15 protein-coding genes and 1 pseudogene are annotated in these 17396 nt (G+C 65.6%); 8 read left to right on the top strand and 8 right to left on the bottom strand.

The features are described 5' to 3' along the window. The first annotated feature begins 51 nt into the window (after positions 1-51). The 4 genes from E8F06_RS01505 to E8F06_RS01490 all read left to right on the top strand — a co-directional run bounded on the left by E8F06_RS01505 (position 52) and on the right by E8F06_RS01490 (position 5582). Positions 52-2301: an EAL domain-containing protein gene (locus E8F06_RS01505; protein WP_280363521.1), complete on the top strand. Its 2250-nt coding sequence runs from the start codon at positions 52-54 to the stop codon at positions 2299-2301. Continuing rightward, on the top strand, positions 2298-3890 hold the full coding sequence (locus tag E8F06_RS01500) for a PAS domain-containing methyl-accepting chemotaxis protein (RefSeq protein WP_280363518.1): 1593 nt from the start codon (positions 2298-2300) through the stop codon (positions 3888-3890). Before E8F06_RS01505 ends, E8F06_RS01500 begins: the two co-directional genes overlap by 4 nt. A gap of 61 nt (positions 3891-3951) precedes the next feature. Further along, the gene (locus tag E8F06_RS01495) at positions 3952-4455 is read left to right on the top strand and encodes a GNAT family N-acetyltransferase (protein WP_280363515.1); all 504 of its coding nucleotides are present in this window, start codon (positions 3952-3954) and stop codon (positions 4453-4455) included. A gap of 83 nt (positions 4456-4538) precedes the next feature. Continuing rightward, on the top strand, positions 4539-5582 hold the full coding sequence (locus E8F06_RS01490) for a DUF5924 family protein (RefSeq protein ID WP_280363513.1): 1044 nt from the start codon (positions 4539-4541) through the stop codon (positions 5580-5582). A gap of 106 nt (positions 5583-5688) precedes the next feature. On the opposite strand, the gene E8F06_RS01485 is transcribed toward E8F06_RS01490, so the two are convergent. Then, positions 5689-6915 carry a spore maturation protein gene (locus tag E8F06_RS01485; protein WP_280363510.1) on the bottom strand — a complete coding sequence of 409 codons (1227 nt, stop codon included), beginning with the start codon at positions 6913-6915 and terminating at the stop codon, positions 5689-5691. Positions 6916-7280: 365 nt separating this feature from the next. Continuing rightward, positions 7281-8612, bottom strand: a complete 1332-nt coding sequence (gltP, locus tag E8F06_RS01480; RefSeq protein ID WP_280363508.1) for a glutamate/aspartate:proton symporter GltP — start codon at positions 8610-8612, stop codon at positions 7281-7283. Between the two features lie 306 nt (positions 8613-8918). Between gltP and wrbA the strand changes: the two genes are divergently transcribed. Continuing rightward, the gene (wrbA, locus tag E8F06_RS01475) at positions 8919-9515 is read left to right on the top strand and encodes an NAD(P)H:quinone oxidoreductase (protein WP_280363507.1); all 597 of its coding nucleotides are present in this window, start codon (positions 8919-8921) and stop codon (positions 9513-9515) included. Positions 9516-9848: 333 nt separating this feature from the next. On the opposite strand, the pseudogene E8F06_RS01470 reads toward wrbA, so the two are convergent. The 4 genes and pseudogenes from E8F06_RS01470 to E8F06_RS01455 all read right to left on the bottom strand — a co-directional run. After that, a pseudogene (locus E8F06_RS01470) lies at positions 9849-10007 on the bottom strand (Ivy family c-type lysozyme inhibitor); the annotation flags it as partial. A 21-nt stretch (positions 10008-10028) separates the two neighbouring features. After that, complete coding sequence (locus E8F06_RS01465) at positions 10029-10190, bottom strand: DUF1328 domain-containing protein (protein WP_190828893.1); 162 nt, start codon at positions 10188-10190, stop codon at positions 10029-10031. A gap of 27 nt (positions 10191-10217) precedes the next feature. Beyond that, positions 10218-10367 carry a hypothetical protein gene (locus E8F06_RS01460; RefSeq protein WP_280363505.1) on the bottom strand — a complete coding sequence of 50 codons (150 nt, stop codon included), beginning with the start codon at positions 10365-10367 and terminating at the stop codon, positions 10218-10220. Between the two features lie 21 nt (positions 10368-10388). Further along, the gene (locus tag E8F06_RS01455; protein WP_280363502.1) at positions 10389-10592 is read right to left on the bottom strand and encodes a hypothetical protein; all 204 of its coding nucleotides are present in this window, start codon (positions 10590-10592) and stop codon (positions 10389-10391) included. Between the two features lie 475 nt (positions 10593-11067). Between E8F06_RS01455 and algB the strand changes: the two genes are divergently transcribed. Next, positions 11068-12414 carry a sigma-54-dependent response regulator transcription factor AlgB gene (gene algB / locus E8F06_RS01450; protein ID WP_280363500.1) on the top strand — a complete coding sequence of 449 codons (1347 nt, stop codon included), beginning with the start codon at positions 11068-11070 and terminating at the stop codon, positions 12412-12414. Between the two features lie 14 nt (positions 12415-12428). After that, entirely contained in the window at positions 12429-14204 is a 1776-nt protein-coding gene (locus E8F06_RS01445) for a KinB sensor domain-containing domain (protein WP_280363497.1), read from the top strand. A 144-nt stretch (positions 14205-14348) separates the two neighbouring features. Here the strand turns inward: E8F06_RS01445 and E8F06_RS01440 are convergent, their stop codons facing one another. Beyond that, positions 14349-15128, bottom strand: a complete 780-nt coding sequence (locus E8F06_RS01440; RefSeq protein WP_280363496.1) for an N-acetylmuramoyl-L-alanine amidase — start codon at positions 15126-15128, stop codon at positions 14349-14351. Further along, a complete protein-coding gene (locus tag E8F06_RS01435) occupies positions 15125-15718 on the bottom strand; it encodes a MarC family protein (RefSeq protein WP_190828904.1) in 594 nt (197 codons plus the stop codon). Before E8F06_RS01435 ends, E8F06_RS01440 begins: the two co-directional genes overlap by 4 nt. Positions 15719-15977: 259 nt before the next feature. Between E8F06_RS01435 and E8F06_RS01430 the strand changes: the two genes are divergently transcribed. After that, positions 15978-17396 carry a DASH family cryptochrome gene (locus tag E8F06_RS01430; protein WP_280363493.1) on the top strand — a complete coding sequence of 473 codons (1419 nt, stop codon included), beginning with the start codon at positions 15978-15980 and terminating at the stop codon, positions 17394-17396.

Genomic DNA, 17396 nt, shown 5'->3' with positions numbered 1-17396 from the left:
TCGATCACGGCGCTTTTTTTATGCCCGCAGAAAACATCCAAGGGAGGATGCATGGGCCTGGAACGACAACTCGAGGGAATGCTCGGCCGCATCGGCCTGTCACGTGCGGAAGTCACGATGCGCTGCCGCTACCTGGACTGGCAGGACAAGGACGCGGCGCACCTGGCCAGCCGGGGAGCGAGTCTGGACGACTGCCACCAGGCCTTCGTCGAACGCCTGTACGACCACCTGGCGCAGTTCGAGCCCATCGCCGGCATCCTCCACGATCCGGTCACCCTTAAACGCCTCAAGCACAGCCAGCTCGACTACTACCAGCGGCTCTGGCGTGGCCCCTACGACCGTGGCTATGTGCTCGACCGGTTGCGCGTTGGCCTGGTGCACCAGCACGTGGGGGTCGACCTCAAGTGGTACCTGGGCGCCTACCGCCTGTACCTGGACCACATGCTCGGCGCACTGCTGGGCGAAGGCACGGACCAGTCCGTCTATGCCAGCCTGCTGAAGGCGGTGTTCTTCGACATGGCACTGGCCATCGACACTTACAGCAGCGCACAACGCCAGGCCCTGGAGGACAGCGAAGCGCGTTTTGCCCGGGCGCTGCGCGGGGCCAACGACGGCCTCTGGGACTGGGACCTGGAAACGGACCGGATCTACCTTTCCGAACGCTGGGCAGCGATGCTTGGCCTGGGCCGCGACAGCCTGGGCGAGGGCAGCTCCAGCTGGTTTGGCCGGGTTCATCCGGACGATCTGCCGGGCCTGCGCCAGGCGGTGGATGCCCACCTGCGCGGCGACACACCCTGGCTGAATCACGAGTACCGTATCCGCCGTCGCGACGGCGCCTACCTCTGGGTACTGGTGCGCGGCGTGGCGGAAGAAGGGCGCATGGCCGGCTCGCAGACCGACATCAGCCAGCGCAAGCTTTCCGAACAGCAACTGCGCCACGCCGCCCGCCACGATCCCCTGACCGGCCTGGCCAACCGCCTGCGCCTGGACGAGTTGCTGCAACAGGCACTGCAACGCCGCCAGCGTCCCGGAGCAAGGGACGCCGGGCTGCTGTTCATCGACCTCGACCGCTTCAAGCTGATCAACGACAGCCTGGGCCACGCCATGGGTGACCGCGTGCTGGTGGAGGTGAGCCAGCGCCTTACCCGCTGCCTGCGTCCGGGGGACCACCTGGTGCGTTTCGGCGGCGACGAGTTCGTGGTGCTGCTGGACGACCTGGCCTGCCTGGCCGACGCCGAACAGGTCGCCCAACGCATGCTCGACAGCCTGCACCAACCCCTGCACCTGGACGACCACAGCCTGGCGGTCAGCGCCAGCATCGGCATTACCGGGCTGCTGGCCGAGGGGCAGGCGGTGGACACCCTCCAGGCCGCCGACCTGGCCCTGTACCGCGCCAAGGAAGCCGGCAAGGCCCAGTTCGCCCGCTACAGCACCGAACTGCAGGCCGCAGCCCAGAAGCGTCTCGACCTGCACAACGCCCTGGCCCACGCGCTGGCTCGCGACGAGTTCGAACTGCATTACCAGCCGATCTGCCGCATCGATGGCAGCCGGCCGCAGGTCACCGCAGTCGAGGCCCTGCTGCGCTGGCGCCGGAATGGCCGGCTGGAATCACCATTGCAGTTCATTCCCGCGCTGGAGGAATCCGGCGAGATCATCGCGGTCGGCGACTGGGTGCTGCGGGAAGCCTGCCGGCAGACCCGCCGTTGGCAACTGGTCGGCCAGGAGGACCTCAGTTGCTCGGTGAATCTCTCCAGCCGACAGCTGCTGCAGCCGGGGTTCGCCCAGCGGGTCACGGCCATCCTGCGCGAGAGCGGGCTGCGTCCTACCAGCCTGGTGCTGGAGATCACCGAGAGCCTGCTGATGCAGGACAGCGCCGAGACCCTGGCGTGCCTGCGCGAACTGGCCGTGCTCGGGGTCCGCCTGGCCCTGGACGACTTCGGCACCGGCTATTCCTCCCTCGGCTACCTCAAGCGCTTTCCGCTGCAGATCCTCAAGGTGGATCGCAGCTTCATCGGCGGCGCGCCAGACGACCCCGAACTGAACGCCATCTCCCGAGCCATCATCGGCCTGGGCCGCAGCCTCGGCCTGGAAGTGGTGGCCGAGGGCGTCGAAGACCCGGCGCACCTGGATTTCCTGCTTGGCCAGGACTGTCGCTACGCGCAGGGGTACTGGTTCAGCCGCCCACGGCCGCCGGACATGCTCGAACCGCTGTTGCTGGGCGAGGAAGGGTTCGAGGGCGAAGGATGCCTGCCGGGTCCGGCCACCAGGACCCGCGAAGATAGCCAGGGGAGCAGCCGATGAAGATCAACTTGCCGGTCAGCGGCCGGGCGGTCGAGTTCGACGCCAATGCCAACATCCTCTCCACCACGGACCTTAAAGGGGTCATCACCCACGTCAACGACGACTTCCTGGCCATCAGCGGCTTCGACCGCGACGAACTGCTGGGGCGCAGCCACAACCTGGTGCGTCACCCGGACATGCCGCCGCAAGCCTTCGCCCATCTCTGGCAGACCCTCAAGGGTGGCCGCAGCTGGATGGGGCTGGTGAAGAACCGCTGCAAGAACGGCGACCACTACTGGGTCAGTGCCTATGTCACGCCAGTGGTGCGGGACGGCAAGGTGGTGGAATACCAGTCGGTGCGGACCCGTCCCGAACCCGCCCGGGCCGCGGCGGCGGAACGGCTCTACGCGAACCTGCGGGAAGGGCGCCTGCCAGGTGCCCTGCGGCGTCCGCTCCTGGGCCTGCGTGCACGCCTGCTGGCAGGTTGCGGCGCCGCCGGCCTCTCCGGCCTTGGCCTCGCCCTTGTACTCGACAGCATGCTGCCCTTCGCCGAGGTTCCTGCCGCCCTCGCCAGCCTGGGGGCCTGTGGTGCCTGGATCCACTGGCAGCTGCGTCCCCTGAACGCACTGTTGGGCAAGGCCAGGCGCATCGCCGACAACCCTATCGGCCAGTGGCTCTATTGCGGCCGGACCGACGAATTCGGCGAACTCGACTTCGCCATGCGCATGCTGGAGGCCGAGGCGGGCGCCGTGGTCGGGCGTATCGCTGAATCCGCCCGGCAGCTCGCGGGCCATGCCAGCCACCTGGCGTCGTCGGTGGCCAGCACCAGCGAGGCGACCCTCCGCCAGCAGCTGGATACCGAGCATGTCGCCAGTGCCATTGAGCAGATGGCCTGCAGCGTCCAGGAAGTGGCGCGCAGCGCCCAGCAAGGCGCCACCGCCGCCGACCAGACCGACGCAGCCGCGAGCGCTGGCCGGGAGGAAGTGGATGCCACCCGCCTGCACATCGCCAGCCTCGAAGAAGAGGTTCGCCAGGCCAGTAGCACCGTGCAGGCACTGCGTAGCCACAGTGGCGATATCAGCCAGATCCTGGAGGTGATCCGCAGCATTGCCGAACAGACCAACCTGTTGGCGTTGAACGCCGCGATCGAAGCGGCCCGCGCGGGCGAGTCCGGCCGGGGATTCGCGGTGGTCGCCGACGAGGTACGTGCCCTGGCTTCGCGGACCCGGCACTCCACGGAAGAAATCCACACACTGATCGCCAGACTCCAGCAGGGCGCCGGCGATGCCGTGGAAGCGATGCAGCAAAGTTGCCGGCAGGCTTCCGAAAGCCTGCAACAGGCATTGCGCGCCAGCGATTCCCTGGCCCGGATCAATGGCCAGGTCAGCGAAATCAGCAGCATGAGCCTGCAGATCGCCAGCGCGGTGGAGCAGCAGAGCGCCGCCAGTGAGGAAATCCAGCACAGCCTGGCGAGCATCCGCATCGCCGCCGACAGCAATGCCGAAAGCAGTGGCCACAGCCAGCACAGCGCCCACCGGGTGGCGGAGCTGGCGGCGGACCTGCAGGCGCTGGCCCAGCAATTCTGGGAGAGGCGCCACCGGCACGGTTGAAGCATTGCCAGACAACGAGCCCTGGGCGAGAGTGCCAGCATTTCCTCGGAGCAGGACGCCCATGTCGATCAGGAAGCTGCGCATCAGCGATATCGAAGCCTTGCATCGCCTCTTCGCCGAAGTCTGCGCCGAGGGTGAGTTCCTGCTGCGGGCCGAGGCGCCGCCCATCGCGCAGATGCGGGCGATGCTGCTGCGCTCGCTGCCGCTGGATCTGCCGCAGTTCGTCGCCGAAGTCGAAAGCGACCTGGTGGGGTCCATCGAGGTTTTCCCCGCCAGCTTCTGCCGCATGGAAGATGGCTCCGGGGAAGACTTCGGCGTGCTCGGCATGCAGGTGAGGAAGGCCCATCGCAACCGGGGCCTGGGCGGCAATCTGATGGAGGCGGCGCTCGAACATTGCCGCCAGCTGGACATGCGTCGGGTGGAGCTTACGGTGCTGAAGTCCAACGCGACCGCCATCCGCCTCTACGAGCGCTTCGCCTTTCGCTGGCTGGCGGACCTGCCGCCGGTGACCCTGCCCAACGGCCGCGCCGACCAGCCGCAGAAGATGCGCCTGCTGCTGGGCTGAGCCGCAGGCCGTCCGGCGCGCCTTCTCAGGGCCCCCGGTGGGCAGTATCCTGCGCGCCTTCGCCCACAGCCCAGTCGCGACCGATGCTGCTGTCCACCTTTAAACCGCAAGTGCTCAAGCTCATCGAGCTGCTGCAACGCCATCCACGGCTGATCGCCCTCTACGGCTTCTGCTCCGGCATGGCGAGCTTCTTCCTGGTGGAGCGGGGCGCACGGGTGGCCAAGGTGATCGCCATCCTGCTGCTGGTGAGCTGGGTCTGGCTGATGCTGGAGAACCTGTTCCGACGCAGCGTCGAGCGCCTCTTCGGCATCGAACTGCCGCCACCCTTGATGCGTTTCCTGACCCAGCTGATCCACCAGGAAAGCCTGTTCTTCGTGCTGCCGTTCTTCGCCATCACCACCAGCTGGAACAGCGGCCAGGCCCTGTTCACCGGGCTATTGGGTGTGGCGGCGCTGTGCTCGATCACCGACCCGATCTACAACCGCCACCTGGCGCCGCGCCGCTGGCTGTTCCTGGCCTATCACACGCTGACGCTGTTCGCCGTGCTGTTGGCCGCGCTGCCGCTGATCCTCCAGCAGACCACCGCGCAGAGCTACCGCTGGGCGCTGGGCACCGCCGTCGCGCTGTCCTTCGTCAGCCTGCTCGGGGTGTTCCGTGGGCAGCGCTGGTGGCGGGTGCTGGGCCTGGCGGTACTGATCCTGGCCCTGGGCGGGCTGGGCTGGGTGACGCGAGTCTGGGTGCCGCCAGCGACCCTCTGGCTCACCGAAGTGGCGGTGACACCGGACCTGGATAACCACCAGCGCACGCCGGGCGATGGCGTGGAAGAAGTCAGCGCCGCCGAACTACGCAGTAAGGGGCTCTATGCCTACACCGCGATCAATGCGCCGCGCGGGTTGAACGAGCGCATCTACCACGTGTGGCGCTTCAATGGCCGCGAAGTGGACCGCATCGCCCTGGGCATCCACGGCGGCCGTGAGGCCGGCTACCGCGCCTGGACCCACAAGCAGAATTTCCCCAGCAACCCGGTGGGGCGCTGGCAGGTTCAGGTGCTGACCGAGGCGGGGCAGATGATCGGCACCCTGCGCTTCAAGGTCACGCCGTCCGAGTTGCCACCCAAACCGCATTGAGCACCAAACTTGTAGGAGCGAGCTTGCTCGCGAACGGTCCGAGCGCGGTCTTTCGCGAGCAAGCTCGCTCCTACACAAAGCGTCACCGCCAGCGGTAACCCACCGGTCAGCCAAAGAACCAGTAGCAGACGCCGATGGAAGCCAGCACACCGGACAGGTCCGCCAGCAGGGCGCAGCCCACGGCGTGGCGGGCACGCTGGATGCCCACAGAGCCGAAATACACCGCCAGCACGTAGAAGGTGGTCTCGGTGCTGCCCTGCATGGTGGCGGCCACCAGCGCAGGGAAGCTGTCGACGCCCTGGGACTGGATCGTCTCGATCAACATGGCCCGCGCGGCGCTACCGGAGAAGGGCTTGACCAGGCCGGTGGGCAGCGCCTCGACGAAGCGGCTGTCCAGCCCCAGGCCTTCCACCGCCCAGCGGATAACGTCGAGCAACTGGTCCAGGGCTCCCGAGGCGCGCAGGGCACCCACGGCACACAGCATCGCGACCAGATAGGGCAGGAGGTTCTTCGCCACATCGAAGCCTTCCTTCGCGCCTTCCACGAAGGTCTCGTAGATCGGCACCTTCTTCAGCGCCCCCATCAGCAGGAAGCAGAGGATCAGGGCGAACAGGGTCAGGTTGCCGAGCAACGAGGACAGCGCCGTCAACGCGGTCGCCGACAGGCCGGCCAGCACCGCCATGAACCCGCCGAGCAGCAGCGCAGCGCCGCCGAACCACGCGAGCAGGACCGGGTCGGTCAGCTTGATCCGCTGCATGAAGGCCACCGACAGTAGCGCCGTCATGGTGGAAATCGCGTTGGCCAGGAGGATCGGCAGGAACACCAGGGCCGGATCGGTCGCACCGGCCTGGGCGCGGTACATGAAAATGGTCACCGGCAGCAGCACGAAGGAGGAGGCGTTCATCACCATGAACAGCACCTGGGCATTGCTCGCCGAGGTACTGCTGGGGTTCAGCTCCTGCAGCGCCTTCATCGCCTTGAGGCCGATGGGTGTGGCCGCGTTGTCCAGGCCCAGGCCGTTGGCGGTGAAGCTCAGGGTGACCAGGCCGAGGGCGTGGTGCCCCCGCGGAACCTCCGGCATCAGGCGGGCGAACAATGGGCCGAGCAGGCGCGCGAGGATATCCACCAGGCCGGCCTTCTCGGCAATGCGCAGGAAGCCCAGCCACAGGGTCAGGGTCCCGAACAGCAGGACCATCACATCCACCGAGAGCTTGGCCATGGCGAACAGGCTTTCCACCATCGCCGCCCACACCCCCGGGTCCCCCCCGATCCAGCGCACCAGCGCGGCCACCGCCGCCACCAGGAAGAAGCTCAGCCACAGGCCGTTGAGCATTTGCAGTCCCCCAGAAATCAGTGAGGCGGATTCTAGCGGGGCAGCTCGTACAGCGGCGAATTCAATCTGCCTTTGAGTCCGAGCGAATCCCGCTTCCCTCACCCCAACCCCGCTCTGCGCCCCAGCCTGATCGCTTCGCGCTCAGGCGTTCATCGGCACCGGAAGCGGTGCTTCCGAAAGCGTGCCTCTTCACCCCAGAGGGAGAGGGGGCGGTCCGTGCTAGAACTGACCGGCGTGAGTCACCCCTCTCCCCTTGGGAGAGGGGCCGGGGGTGAGGGTGTGTTGGCCAGGCTGGGACTTCAGCCAGGTCACCAAATAAAAAGCCCCGACCAGGTCGGGGCTTTCTCATTCAGCGCGGCGCGATCTCAGTCGATGACCGCACGGCCCTTGGGCTGCGTTTCACCGCCGCCCAGGCTGTGCAGGGAGGCCAGGTAGCGCTGGCCCTTCTCGGCGTCGTACATGCCTTCCCACTTGGCGATCACCAGCACCGCCAGGGCGTTGCCGATCACGTTCAGGGCGGTGCGCGCCATGTCCATGATGCGGTCGACACCGGCGATGAAGGCCAGGCCTTCCAGCGGGATGCCGACGCTGCCCAGGGTGGCCAGCAGGACCACGAAGGACACGCCCGGAACACCGGCGATGCCCTTGGAGGTGACCATCAGGGTCAGCACCAGCAGCAGCTGTTGGCCAATGGACAGGTCGATGCCATAGAGCTGGGCGATGAAGATCGCGGCGATGCTCTGGTACAGGGTCGAACCATCGAGGTTGAAGGAGTAGCCGGTTGGGACCACGAAGCTGCTGATGGCACGCGGCGCACCGTAGGCTTCCATCTTCTCGATGATGCGCGGCAGCACGGTCTCGGAGCTGGCGGTGGAGTAGGCGAGGATCAGCTCGTCCTTGAAGATGCGCATCAGCTTGATGATGGAGAAGCCGAACAGGCGGGCTACCAGGCCCAGCACCATGAAGGCGAAGAAGGCGATGGCGAAGTAGACCAGCACCACCAGCTTGGCCAGCGGCAGCAGGGAGGCGAAGCCGAAGTTGGCCACGGTCACGGCGATCAGCGCGAAAACACCGATGGGCGCGTAAGCCATGATCATGTGGGTGACCTTGAACATGGTCTCGGACACGCCCTGGAACACCTTCACCAGGGGCTCGCGAGTCTCGCCCGGCAGGCTGGACAGGCCAAGGCCGAACATCACCGAGAAGAAGATGATCGGCAGCATCTCCCCACGGGCCACGGCGGCGAAGATGTTGGAGGGAATCAGGTTCAGCAGGGTGGAGACCAGTGCATGGTCATGCTGCACTTCCTGGGCGGTCTGCTGGTACTTGGAGATATCCACCGTGCCCAGGGTGCTCATGTCGATACCGGAGCCGGGCTGGAAGAAGTTGGCCAGCAGCAGGCCGACCACGATCGCCACCGTGGTGATGATCTCGAAGTAGATGATGGTCTTCAGGCCGATGCGGCCGAGCTTCTTGGCATCGCCCACGCCGGCAATGCCGACGACCAGCGAAGCGATGACGATCGGGATGACGATCATCTTGATCATGCGGATGAAGATGTCGCCCGCCGGTTGCAGGACGTTGGCGATCCACCAGGCCTTTTCTGCACTGAAGTGGTTGAGCAGGGCGCCAATGGCGATACCCAGCACCAGCCCGATGAGAATTTGCCACGCGAGGCTCAGTCTGGCCTTGGTCATAGTCGTCACCCTCTGATTTCTTGTGGAAGTCGGGAGCACGGCACCGTCCGGGATGGCCGGGCGGACCGCAAAAGGGGCGACATGATTCATAGGAGGCTAACGATCGTCTAATGCCGTAACCGCCTACCCTATGCCGAATCGGCATGACGAAGATCAGATGGAACGATGGTTCCAGAGGCCGCGAAATAGCAATTCCGGCATGGGCAATTCTCTTGAAGCTGCGGCGGCAAAGTGCGTGAGCACCATCTAGGCTGTCTGGGTCCGACCCGCTCGGGTCCCAGAATTTCGATCGGATGGAGAGCTGAGATGAAGAAGGTCCTGGTGCTCTATTACTCGATGTACGGTCATATCGAACGCATGGCGGAATCGGTCGCCGAAGGTGCGCGCAGCGTTCCGGGCGTGGAAGTGACCCTCAAGCGCGTGCCGGAAACCATGCCCGAGGATGTGGCCCGCAACGCCGGCGCGAAACTGGACCAGGCTGCGCCCGTGGCCAGCCCGCAGGAGCTGGCGGATTATGACGCGATCCTGTTCGGTACGCCGACCCGCTTCGGCAACATGAGTGCGCAGATGCGCAGCTTCCTCGACCAGACCGGCGGGCTCTGGGTGAAAGGGGCGCTGATCGGCAAGATCGGCAGCGTCTTCACCTCCACCGGGACCGGCGGTGGCTCGGAAACCACCATCACCTCCTTCTGGCACACCCTGGCCCACCACGGAATGCTGCTAGCCGGGCTGCCGTACTCGGCACCGGAACTCTCCGACATCAGCGAACTGCGAGGCGGCTCGCCCTATGGCGCGGCCACCGTGGCCGGCGCCGACGGCTCGCGCACGCCGAGCGCCAAGGAGCTGGCCCTGGCGAAGTTCCAGGGCGCACATGTGGCGACCTTGGTAAGCAAGATGAAATGAGGGGGAGGTGAACAACCTGTGGGGGCGAATTCATTCGCCAAGGGCAACAGGGTTGCCCCCTGGGATCTTGTCGAGCAGTCCTTCGGACTGCATAGCGATTGAAATCGCCCCCACAAAAAGTCGAAGAAGCATTCATTCCCGACGAAAAACTCTCTCCGCTGCCCACCGGGAGCTGGAGGTCATCCAGCTCCCGGCAGCAGCTCTCCTGACCTGGCCCGCATGGCTGCGGAGGCACCCCTTCTGCCCCTGGGTCACGCCGCTCGTGACGACGCGGAACAACCCGGCCCCCTGGTCCCTCGGCCCATCAGCGGGCCTTGTTCCGTCTGACCTCCAATACCAGTTCGGGTCCGCCTTCAATTGCTCGTCGAGAGTGCGCCGGACTTCGTCATCGGGCTCGCCGAGCCAGCGGAAACTGGCATGTCGACTGGGCGACTTACCGGACGGCAATCCATCCGGTACCTGCACATAGAGTCCCCAGGCGTCGTCCTTGTTCCGGCTCTCCACGCAACCTGCTCAGGGTGCTCGTCGGCCAATGATGAAAGACACCACGAACAACACCAGGAAGATGATGAAGAGGATCTTCGCGATTCCCGCGGCGGTCCCGGCGATGCCGCCAAACCCCAGCACGGCAGCAACGATGGCAATGACGAGAAAAGTAAGTGCCCAACTCAACATGGCCTTTCTCCTTTTGCTTTGACGTTTTCAGCGCAACGGCCTTCGGCACGGCTGCGCCTGGACGATCGTCACGGCGCAAAGCGCCGCGCCGATGGGTGTTGCAAACCTGTGGAAGCCGCTGCGCAGCAAGGCGAGGCAGCGCAGCGAAGAGATCAGCAAGACGGCAAGGCTCCACATGGCGATGCTCCTTGTGCGGACTCAGAAGACCCAGCGCAGTTGGGTAACGACCTCGGTCTGCACGGGCTGACTCACTTCGTGCAACGGCCCGTCAGCACGAACCGGCGCCGTCCTGCTGCTTTGTTCCACTGCGGGGATCTGCAGCGGCGTAGGCTGGACGCGTTCGCGCGGGAGGTAGTCGGCGAGCATTCCGAGCCCTACCACGAGCGCGATCAGCAGCACCATGAGCCACCTGGGCGACCACCACTGAAAACCTTTCATCCTCGAATCCTCCCCTTGGGCGGATGTTCGATCGACCTCGAGACTACAGACGCACGGCCATACCACTCGTGGCCCTGAATACATCTGAAGTCACTCGCTTGCGCCGGCATCCCTGCCAGCCCCAACGGCGATTCCCGTCCTGCTCCCCGAACGGATCGCCGCTGACAAAAGGCCCGGAACCTCCCTGTTCCAGGCGGAGTGGTCCTGGGGTGCGCAACGGTCACAAGAGGTAGAAAGACCGACGCGCCTTCAGGTACCAGGGATATCGCAAGGCCTGTGCCAGTCGCTCTAGTTGAAGGATTTTCTTATCAATCAGCGCATTAGCGTCCAGCCCGAGACTCCCTACGCTTGCATGCTGCAAGACCTGCAGAAAAAGCGCGTGCAACTTGCACGATAATTCTTGGACTAACTTTCTATGACTCGGAAATGGAGCGAGATCATGGAACAGGCAACCGAGAACCAGGGACGAATTCTCTTGGTGGATGACGAAGCCGCCATTCTGCGGACCTTCCGCTACTGCCTCGAGGATGAGGGCTATAGCGTGGCCACGGCGGGCGGCGCGGCTCAGGCCGAGGCGATCCTGCAACGACAGGTGTTCGACCTGTGCTTCCTCGACCTGCGCCTGGGCGAGGACAACGGTCTGGATGTACTGGCACAGATGCGCGTGCAGGCACCCTGGATGCGTGTGGTGATTGTCACCGCGCATTCGGCCGTGGATACGGCGGTGGACGCCATGCAGGCCGGCGCCGCCGACTACCTGGTCAAACCCTGCAGCCCTGACCAGTTGCGCATGGCTGCGGCCAAGCAACTGGAAATGTGCCAGCTCACCGCGCGCCTGGAAGCCCTGGAGGGCCAGATGCGCCGCGCGGGCGAAGGCCTGTCGTCCGAGAGCCCGTCGATGATGACGGTGCTGGAAACCGCACGACAGGTGGCCGGCACCGACGCCAACATTCTCATCCTCGGCGAATCCGGCACGGGCAAGGGAGAACTGGCCCGCGCCATCCACGGCTGGAGCAAGCGGGCGAAGAAATCCTTCGTCACCGTCAACTGCCCCTCGCTGTCGGCCGACCTCATGGAAAGCGAGCTGTTCGGTCACAACCGCGGCGCTTTCACAGGGGCCAGCGAAAGCACCCTGGGCCGGGTCAGCCAGGCCGACGGCGGCACCCTGTTCCTCGATGAGATCGGCGATTTCCCCCTGAGCCTGCAACCCAAGCTGCTGCGCTTCATCCAGGACAAGGAATACGAGCGAGTGGGCGACCCGGTAACCCGCCGTGCCGACGTGCGCATCCTCGCCGCGACCAACCTCGACCTGGAGGAGATGTCCCGCGACGGTCGCTTCCGCGAGGACCTGCTCTACCGCATCAATGTGATCGCCCTGAGCCTGCCGCCGCTGCGCGAGCGCCACGAAGACATCCTCGACCTCGCCGAGCGCTTCCTGGCCCGCTTCGTTGGCGACTACGGGCGCCCCGCACGCGCCTTCAGTGAAGAGGCGACGGCGGCACTGCAGGGTTACCGCTGGCCGGGCAATGTGCGCGAACTGCGCAATGTGATCGAGCGCGCCAGCATCATCTGCAACCAGGAAGTGGTGGACGTCAGCCACCTGGGGTTGGGCGACACGCCCGCCGCCAATACACCGCGAGTGGGCGGGCCTCTGAGCCTGGAGGAACTGGAGCGGGCGCATATCGCCGGAGTGCTGGCCAGCAGCGAAACCCTGGACCAGGCCGCCCGCACGCTCGGCATCGACGCTTCGACCCTGTACCGAAAGCGCAAGCTCTACGGCCTCTGAACGAGGCAACGGCCATGCGACTGCGCACGCGGCTGTTTCTTAGTATCTCGGCGCTGATCACCGTCGCCCTCGTGGGCCTGTTGCTGGGGCTGGTCAGCGTGACCCAGATCGCCGGTTCCCGGGAGCAGCTGATCAACCAGTCCTTCACGACCCTCGAGCTTGTCCAGCGCATGCGCCAGCACCTGGGCGACCAAATGGTCAATCTGATGGGCGAGGATGTGGACGCTGCAACCCTCCTGAACGGCCAGCAGAAATTCCTGGAGGCACTGAAGGAAGGCCTGGATCTGTCGACCGACCCGATATCCCGCCAGCATTTCGAGAAGATCGCGGCCTCCTACCAGGTCTTCCTCGACGTCATGCGTCAACCTGCCAGCCTGCGCAGCAAACTGCTGGACCAGAGAGGGCCCGGCCGCGCCCTGGAGGCCCTGCGCGACAACATGGCGGAATTGCAGAGCCATGCCTTGTCCATCGTCAGGGCTGCGGAAACGGCGACCCGTGACCGTGCCCGGATGATCTCCGGGCTGCTCGGACTGGTCGTGGGCGCCGTGCTGTTGATCGGCTTCATCACTGCCCAGGGCATCGCCCGCCGCTTCGGCGCCCCCATCGACGCCCTGGCCAAGGCGGCGGACCAGGTGGGACGGGGAGATTTCCAGGTCACTCTGCCGTTGTCGCCGGTAAACGAGATGGCTGCGCTGATCCGCCGCTTCGGCCTGATGGCCGAGGCCCTGCGCCTGCTCAAGGAAACCAATGTGGAAAAACTGCTGGCCGAGCAACAGCGCCTGAAGGCGGTACTCGACAGCATCGATGACGGCTTGCTGATCCTCGATCGCCAGGGACGCATCCAGCACGCGAATCCGGTGGCCCAGCGACAGCTGTCCTGGGAAGAGGTACCACACGGCCTCCTCCTGTCAAAGGCACTCGGCCGGCCGGAACTGGACGAGCAGGCCCAGCGCGTACTGCGCGGCGACACTCGGGAGGAGGAGCCCGAGGACCTGGAGGTCATGGCCGACGCCGAGCAGCGCCTGCTGAGCTGGCGCATGGTCCCGGTGGCACTGGAGGACGGACGTCTGCTGGGAGGCGTGATGGTGCTGCGCGACGTGACGGAAGAGCGCGCCTTCGAACGGGTACGCAAGGAATTCGTGCTGCGCGCCTCCCACGAACTACGGACGCCCGTGACCGGCATGCAGATGGCCTTTGGGCTGCTCAACGAGCGCCTGCGTTTCGACCCGGATAGCCGCGAGGCCGACCTGCTGACCACCGTGGACGAAGAGATGCAGCGGCTGGTGCGACTGATCAACGACCTGCTGGACTTCTCCCGCTACCAGAGCGGCGTGCAGGCCCTGGAGCGCGAACCCTGCGACCTGGAGGAACTGCTCTGCGCCTTGCGCCAACGGTACAGCGCCCAGGCCAGCGAACGCGGCATCGAGATCGAGCTGGAACTGCACCCGCCACTGCCGCGGGTGAGCCTGGACCGTCTGCAGATCGAGCGGGCACTGGACAACCTGGTGGGCAACGCCATCCGCCACAGCCCGGACGGCGGAAACATCCGCCTGCAGGCCCGGCGTCACGGCGAACGGGTGCTGGTGAGCGTGGCGGACGACGGCGACGGCGTTCCCTATAGCCAGCAGGCACGGATCTTCGAACCCTTCGTGCAGGTCGGCCACCGCAAGGGCGGCGCCGGCCTGGGCCTGGCACTGTGCAAGGAGATCGTGCAGCTGCACGGCGGGCGCGTCGGCCTCTATTCACGGCCGGGGCAGGGGGCGCAGTTCTATATGACCTTGCCGGTGTAGGGGCTCCTTGGAGCCCGTAGGGTGGGCTTCAGCCCACCATCGCAGATCAACGTGGGCTAAAGCCCACCCTACAAACTGTCGGGGCGAATTCATTCGCCCCTACGAAGAGAAGTCCGTACAGCGGGTGGATTCGTCGATCGAGCCCTAGTGCCGTATCCCGTTGAGTACCAACAGCAGCGCGGCAGTTTCGGCGTCGGGCTGGCCGTCGAACAGCTTCTGGCGGTACTTCATCTGGAAGGCGGCGATGACGTTGCGGGTTTCCTTGTCCAGCACGCCGGTCTGCGGCGTGGAGTACCCCTGGCGCACCAGCTGCTGCTGGAACCAGCCGACGGTGGGCAAGGCCACGGCGAAGCGTGCCTGCTCGCGGGCCACCGCGTTGGCATTCGGCCAGGGCACGAGGCCAGCGTCGGCCAGGCGCTTCCAGGGGAACAACGGGCCCGGATCGACCTTGCGCTGGGGGGCGATGTCGCTGTGGCCGATGATGCTGCCCGGCGGCAGGTTGTTGCGCTGGACGATGTCCTTGAGGAGCAGGATCAGGGCGTCGATCTGCTCGTCGCTGAAGGGCTGGTAGACCCGGCCGCCCGGCGCATCGCGATAGCCGTCGTTGACCAGTTCGATGCCGATGGTGCTGGCGTTCAACCAGGTGCGACCCTGCCATTCGCTTTCCCCGGCATGCCAGGCGCGGCGGGTTTCGTCCACCAGACGGTAGATCTTCGCCGGGTGGTCGCCGATCAGGTAATGGCTGCTGACGCCGTCGCGGGTCAGCAGGCGCAGGGAGTGCTCCATATCGGTGGAGGTGTAGTGCAGCACCACGTACTGCACGCGGCTGCTCTGGCTCACCGAGCGCTGGCTGTCGTCGATTTGCAGCCCGCCTGCGCAACCACCGAGTAGCAGCAAGGCGAGACTTAGAACGAAAGTCTTCATGGGGTCAGGTGCAGGACGCTTTGCAGGTTGTCGAGCAGCATGTCGACGCTGAGCATGATCAGCAGCATACCGGTCAGGCGTTCCACGGCCATCAGGCCGCGATCGCCGAGAAAGCGCTGCAGGAACGCGGCCTGCAGCAGGATCAGGGCAGTGCAGGCCCAGGCCAGGATCACCGCGACATAGAGTTCCCAAAGCTCGCCCTGGTGGGTGTTGCGCAGGGTCATCAGCACGGCGAGGGCCGAGGGGCCGGCCACGGCCGGGGTGGCCAGGGGCACCAGCATCGGCTCGCCACCGGGCAGGTCGCCGAGCACGCCTTCCGGGCGCGGGAAGATCAGGCGCAGGGCGATGATGAAAAGGATGATGCCGCCGGCGATGGCGATGGATTCTCGTGACAGGCCCAGCCCGCTGAGGATCTTGTCGCCGAAAGTGAGGAACAGCAGGAGCAGGGCCAGGGCGAACAGCAACTCACGCAGCGCCACCTTGAGACGGCGCTCGGGGGCCACGCCCTTGAGGGCGGCGATGAAGATGGCGATGTTGCCGAAGGGGTCGGTGACCAGAAAGATCAGTACGGCAATGCCGAGGATTTCCATGGGGTGCTCCCCTGTACCAATGGGCAGAAGTGTAATGGGCGGTTGCGCTGGCGTCTGCGCGCAGTCCCTGGGGCGGATGGTGAAGCTGTTGCGAAATCTTCCCCGCACGCAGGCCCCGGGAGAAAAAGGGCGCGAATTATAGCCGAATGCTACTGTGGTTATCGGACATGGGGCCTACAGGCCAGGATGAACGGCGAGTTGGAAATGGCCGCCGCAGGTAATGTTGTAGGTAAGGGAAACCTCGCCGAGGAAGACCGACATGCGCCGCGCGCTGCTCTGGTTGAAGCAGGATCTCAGGCTCGATGACCACCCGGCGCTCCAGGCGGCGCTCCAGGCTGATCGCCTGTTGCCTCTCTACGTCTTCGATCCCGCCTTGCTTCGCCCCTCGCCGTTCGGCCCGCGTCGACTCGGCGTACATCGCGCGCGCTTCCTGCTGGAAAGCCTGGCGGCGCTGGATGCTGGCCTGCGCCAGCACGGCTCGCGGTTGATGGTAGTGCAGGGCCACGCCGAACTGGTGATCCCGACCCTGGTGGAGCACCTTGGCCTGGATGAGGTGCTGACCCTGGAAGAGATGGCTCCCTTTGAGCGCGACGAGCTGCGCCGGGTGCGCCATGCCCTGGGTGTGCAACTGACCGAGCTGCAGGGCAATAACCTGCTGCGCGAGGAAGAGCTGCCCCGTCCTCTGAACGAGCTGCCCTCGGTCTTCAATCAATTCCGCGAGCTGCTGGAAGCGCGCCTGCATGTCTTCCAGCCACGCCCCATCCCCCAGAACCTACCGCCACTACCTAGTGGCGCAGCCAGCCTGATGGAGCCACTGCCGACCCTGTCTCGCCTGGGTCTTGGTGAACCCCAGGGGATGCCGGCCACCGCCTTTCCGTTCGCGGGCGGCGAACCTGCGGCCCTGGCGCGGCTACGCGATTACCTGTGGGAAACCCAGGGCGTGCATCAGTACCAGGAGTCGCGCAACGGCATGATCGGCAGCGAGTACTCGTCCAAGCTGTCGCCCTGGCTGGCCAACGGCAGCCTGTCGCCACGCCGCGTAGCCGCCGAGCTGCACCGCCTGGAAGCGCAGCACGGCCGTAACGAGTCCACCCAGCAATTGCGGATGGAATTGCTTTGGCGCGAGTTTTTCCGCTGGACACTGCTGCGTTACGGCAGCGCGCTGTTCCGCGCAGAGGGTCTGAAAGCCACCGCACGGGCGCCGAAAACCCTCGATGAGCGCTACTTGCATTGGTGCAATGGGCGCACCGGTATGCCGCTGGTGGACGCCAACATGCGCGAGCTGATGACGACCGGCTGGATGTCCAGCCGCGGTCGACAGATCGTCGCAGCCTACCTGGTCAACGACCTGCAGCAGGACTGGCGCTACGGCGCGGCCTGGTTCGAAGAACACCTGCTGGACTACGATCCGGCGAGCAACTGGGGCAACTGGGCCTACCTCGCCGGCGTCGCCAGCGACCCGCAACGCGCACTGGCTTTCAATGCCCTGCGCCAGGCTCGCCAGTACGATCCGGAGGCGACCTATGTCAGCCTCTGGCTACCGGAGCTGCGCGGCCTGCCGATCGAACAGCGGCACACGCCGTTCATGCTCAGCGAACCGCAGTTCGCCGGGCTCGACTATCCGCGCCTGGAGCACATTCCGGAACACTGGAAGCCCTATCTCTCCAGCGCGGCCTGA

Origin of the sequence: Pseudomonas sp. BN411 (genome assembly GCF_029871235.1) — a bacterium.
GTDB lineage: Bacteria > Pseudomonadota > Gammaproteobacteria > Pseudomonadales > Pseudomonadaceae > Metapseudomonas.
The sequence above is the reverse complement of the archived record's forward strand: the minus strand, read 5'-3'. Positions and strand labels throughout refer to the sequence as shown.

What these genes read in the sequence shown, in the direction of transcription:
- E8F06_RS01505 (WP_280363521.1), top strand. Translation starts at nt 52, where the DNA reads ATGGGCCTGGAACGACAACTCGAGGGAATGCTCGGCCGCATCGGCCTG.
- E8F06_RS01500 (WP_280363518.1), top strand. Translation starts at nt 2,298, where the DNA reads ATGAAGATCAACTTGCCGGTCAGCGGCCGGGCGGTCGAGTTCGACGCC.
- E8F06_RS01495 (WP_280363515.1), top strand. Translation starts at nt 3,952, where the DNA reads ATGTCGATCAGGAAGCTGCGCATCAGCGATATCGAAGCCTTGCATCGC.
- E8F06_RS01490 (WP_280363513.1), top strand. Translation starts at nt 4,539, where the DNA reads ATGCTGCTGTCCACCTTTAAACCGCAAGTGCTCAAGCTCATCGAGCTG.
- E8F06_RS01485 (WP_280363510.1), bottom strand. Translation starts at nt 6,915, where the DNA reads ATGCTCAACGGCCTGTGGCTGAGCTTCTTCCTGGTGGCGGCGGTGGCC.
- gltP (WP_280363508.1), bottom strand. Translation starts at nt 8,612, where the DNA reads ATGACCAAGGCCAGACTGAGCCTCGCGTGGCAAATTCTCATCGGGCTG.
- wrbA (WP_280363507.1), top strand. Translation starts at nt 8,919, where the DNA reads ATGAAGAAGGTCCTGGTGCTCTATTACTCGATGTACGGTCATATCGAA.
- E8F06_RS01465 (WP_190828893.1), bottom strand. Translation starts at nt 10,190, where the DNA reads ATGTTGAGTTGGGCACTTACTTTTCTCGTCATTGCCATCGTTGCTGCC.
- E8F06_RS01460 (WP_280363505.1), bottom strand. Translation starts at nt 10,367, where the DNA reads ATGTGGAGCCTTGCCGTCTTGCTGATCTCTTCGCTGCGCTGCCTCGCC.
- E8F06_RS01455 (WP_280363502.1), bottom strand. Translation starts at nt 10,592, where the DNA reads ATGGTGCTGCTGATCGCGCTCGTGGTAGGGCTCGGAATGCTCGCCGAC.
- algB (WP_280363500.1), top strand. Translation starts at nt 11,068, where the DNA reads ATGGAACAGGCAACCGAGAACCAGGGACGAATTCTCTTGGTGGATGAC.
- E8F06_RS01445 (WP_280363497.1), top strand. Translation starts at nt 12,429, where the DNA reads ATGCGACTGCGCACGCGGCTGTTTCTTAGTATCTCGGCGCTGATCACC.
- E8F06_RS01440 (WP_280363496.1), bottom strand. Translation starts at nt 15,128, where the DNA reads ATGAAGACTTTCGTTCTAAGTCTCGCCTTGCTGCTACTCGGTGGTTGC.
- E8F06_RS01435 (WP_190828904.1), bottom strand. Translation starts at nt 15,718, where the DNA reads ATGGAAATCCTCGGCATTGCCGTACTGATCTTTCTGGTCACCGACCCC.
- E8F06_RS01430 (WP_280363493.1), top strand. Translation starts at nt 15,978, where the DNA reads ATGCGCCGCGCGCTGCTCTGGTTGAAGCAGGATCTCAGGCTCGATGAC.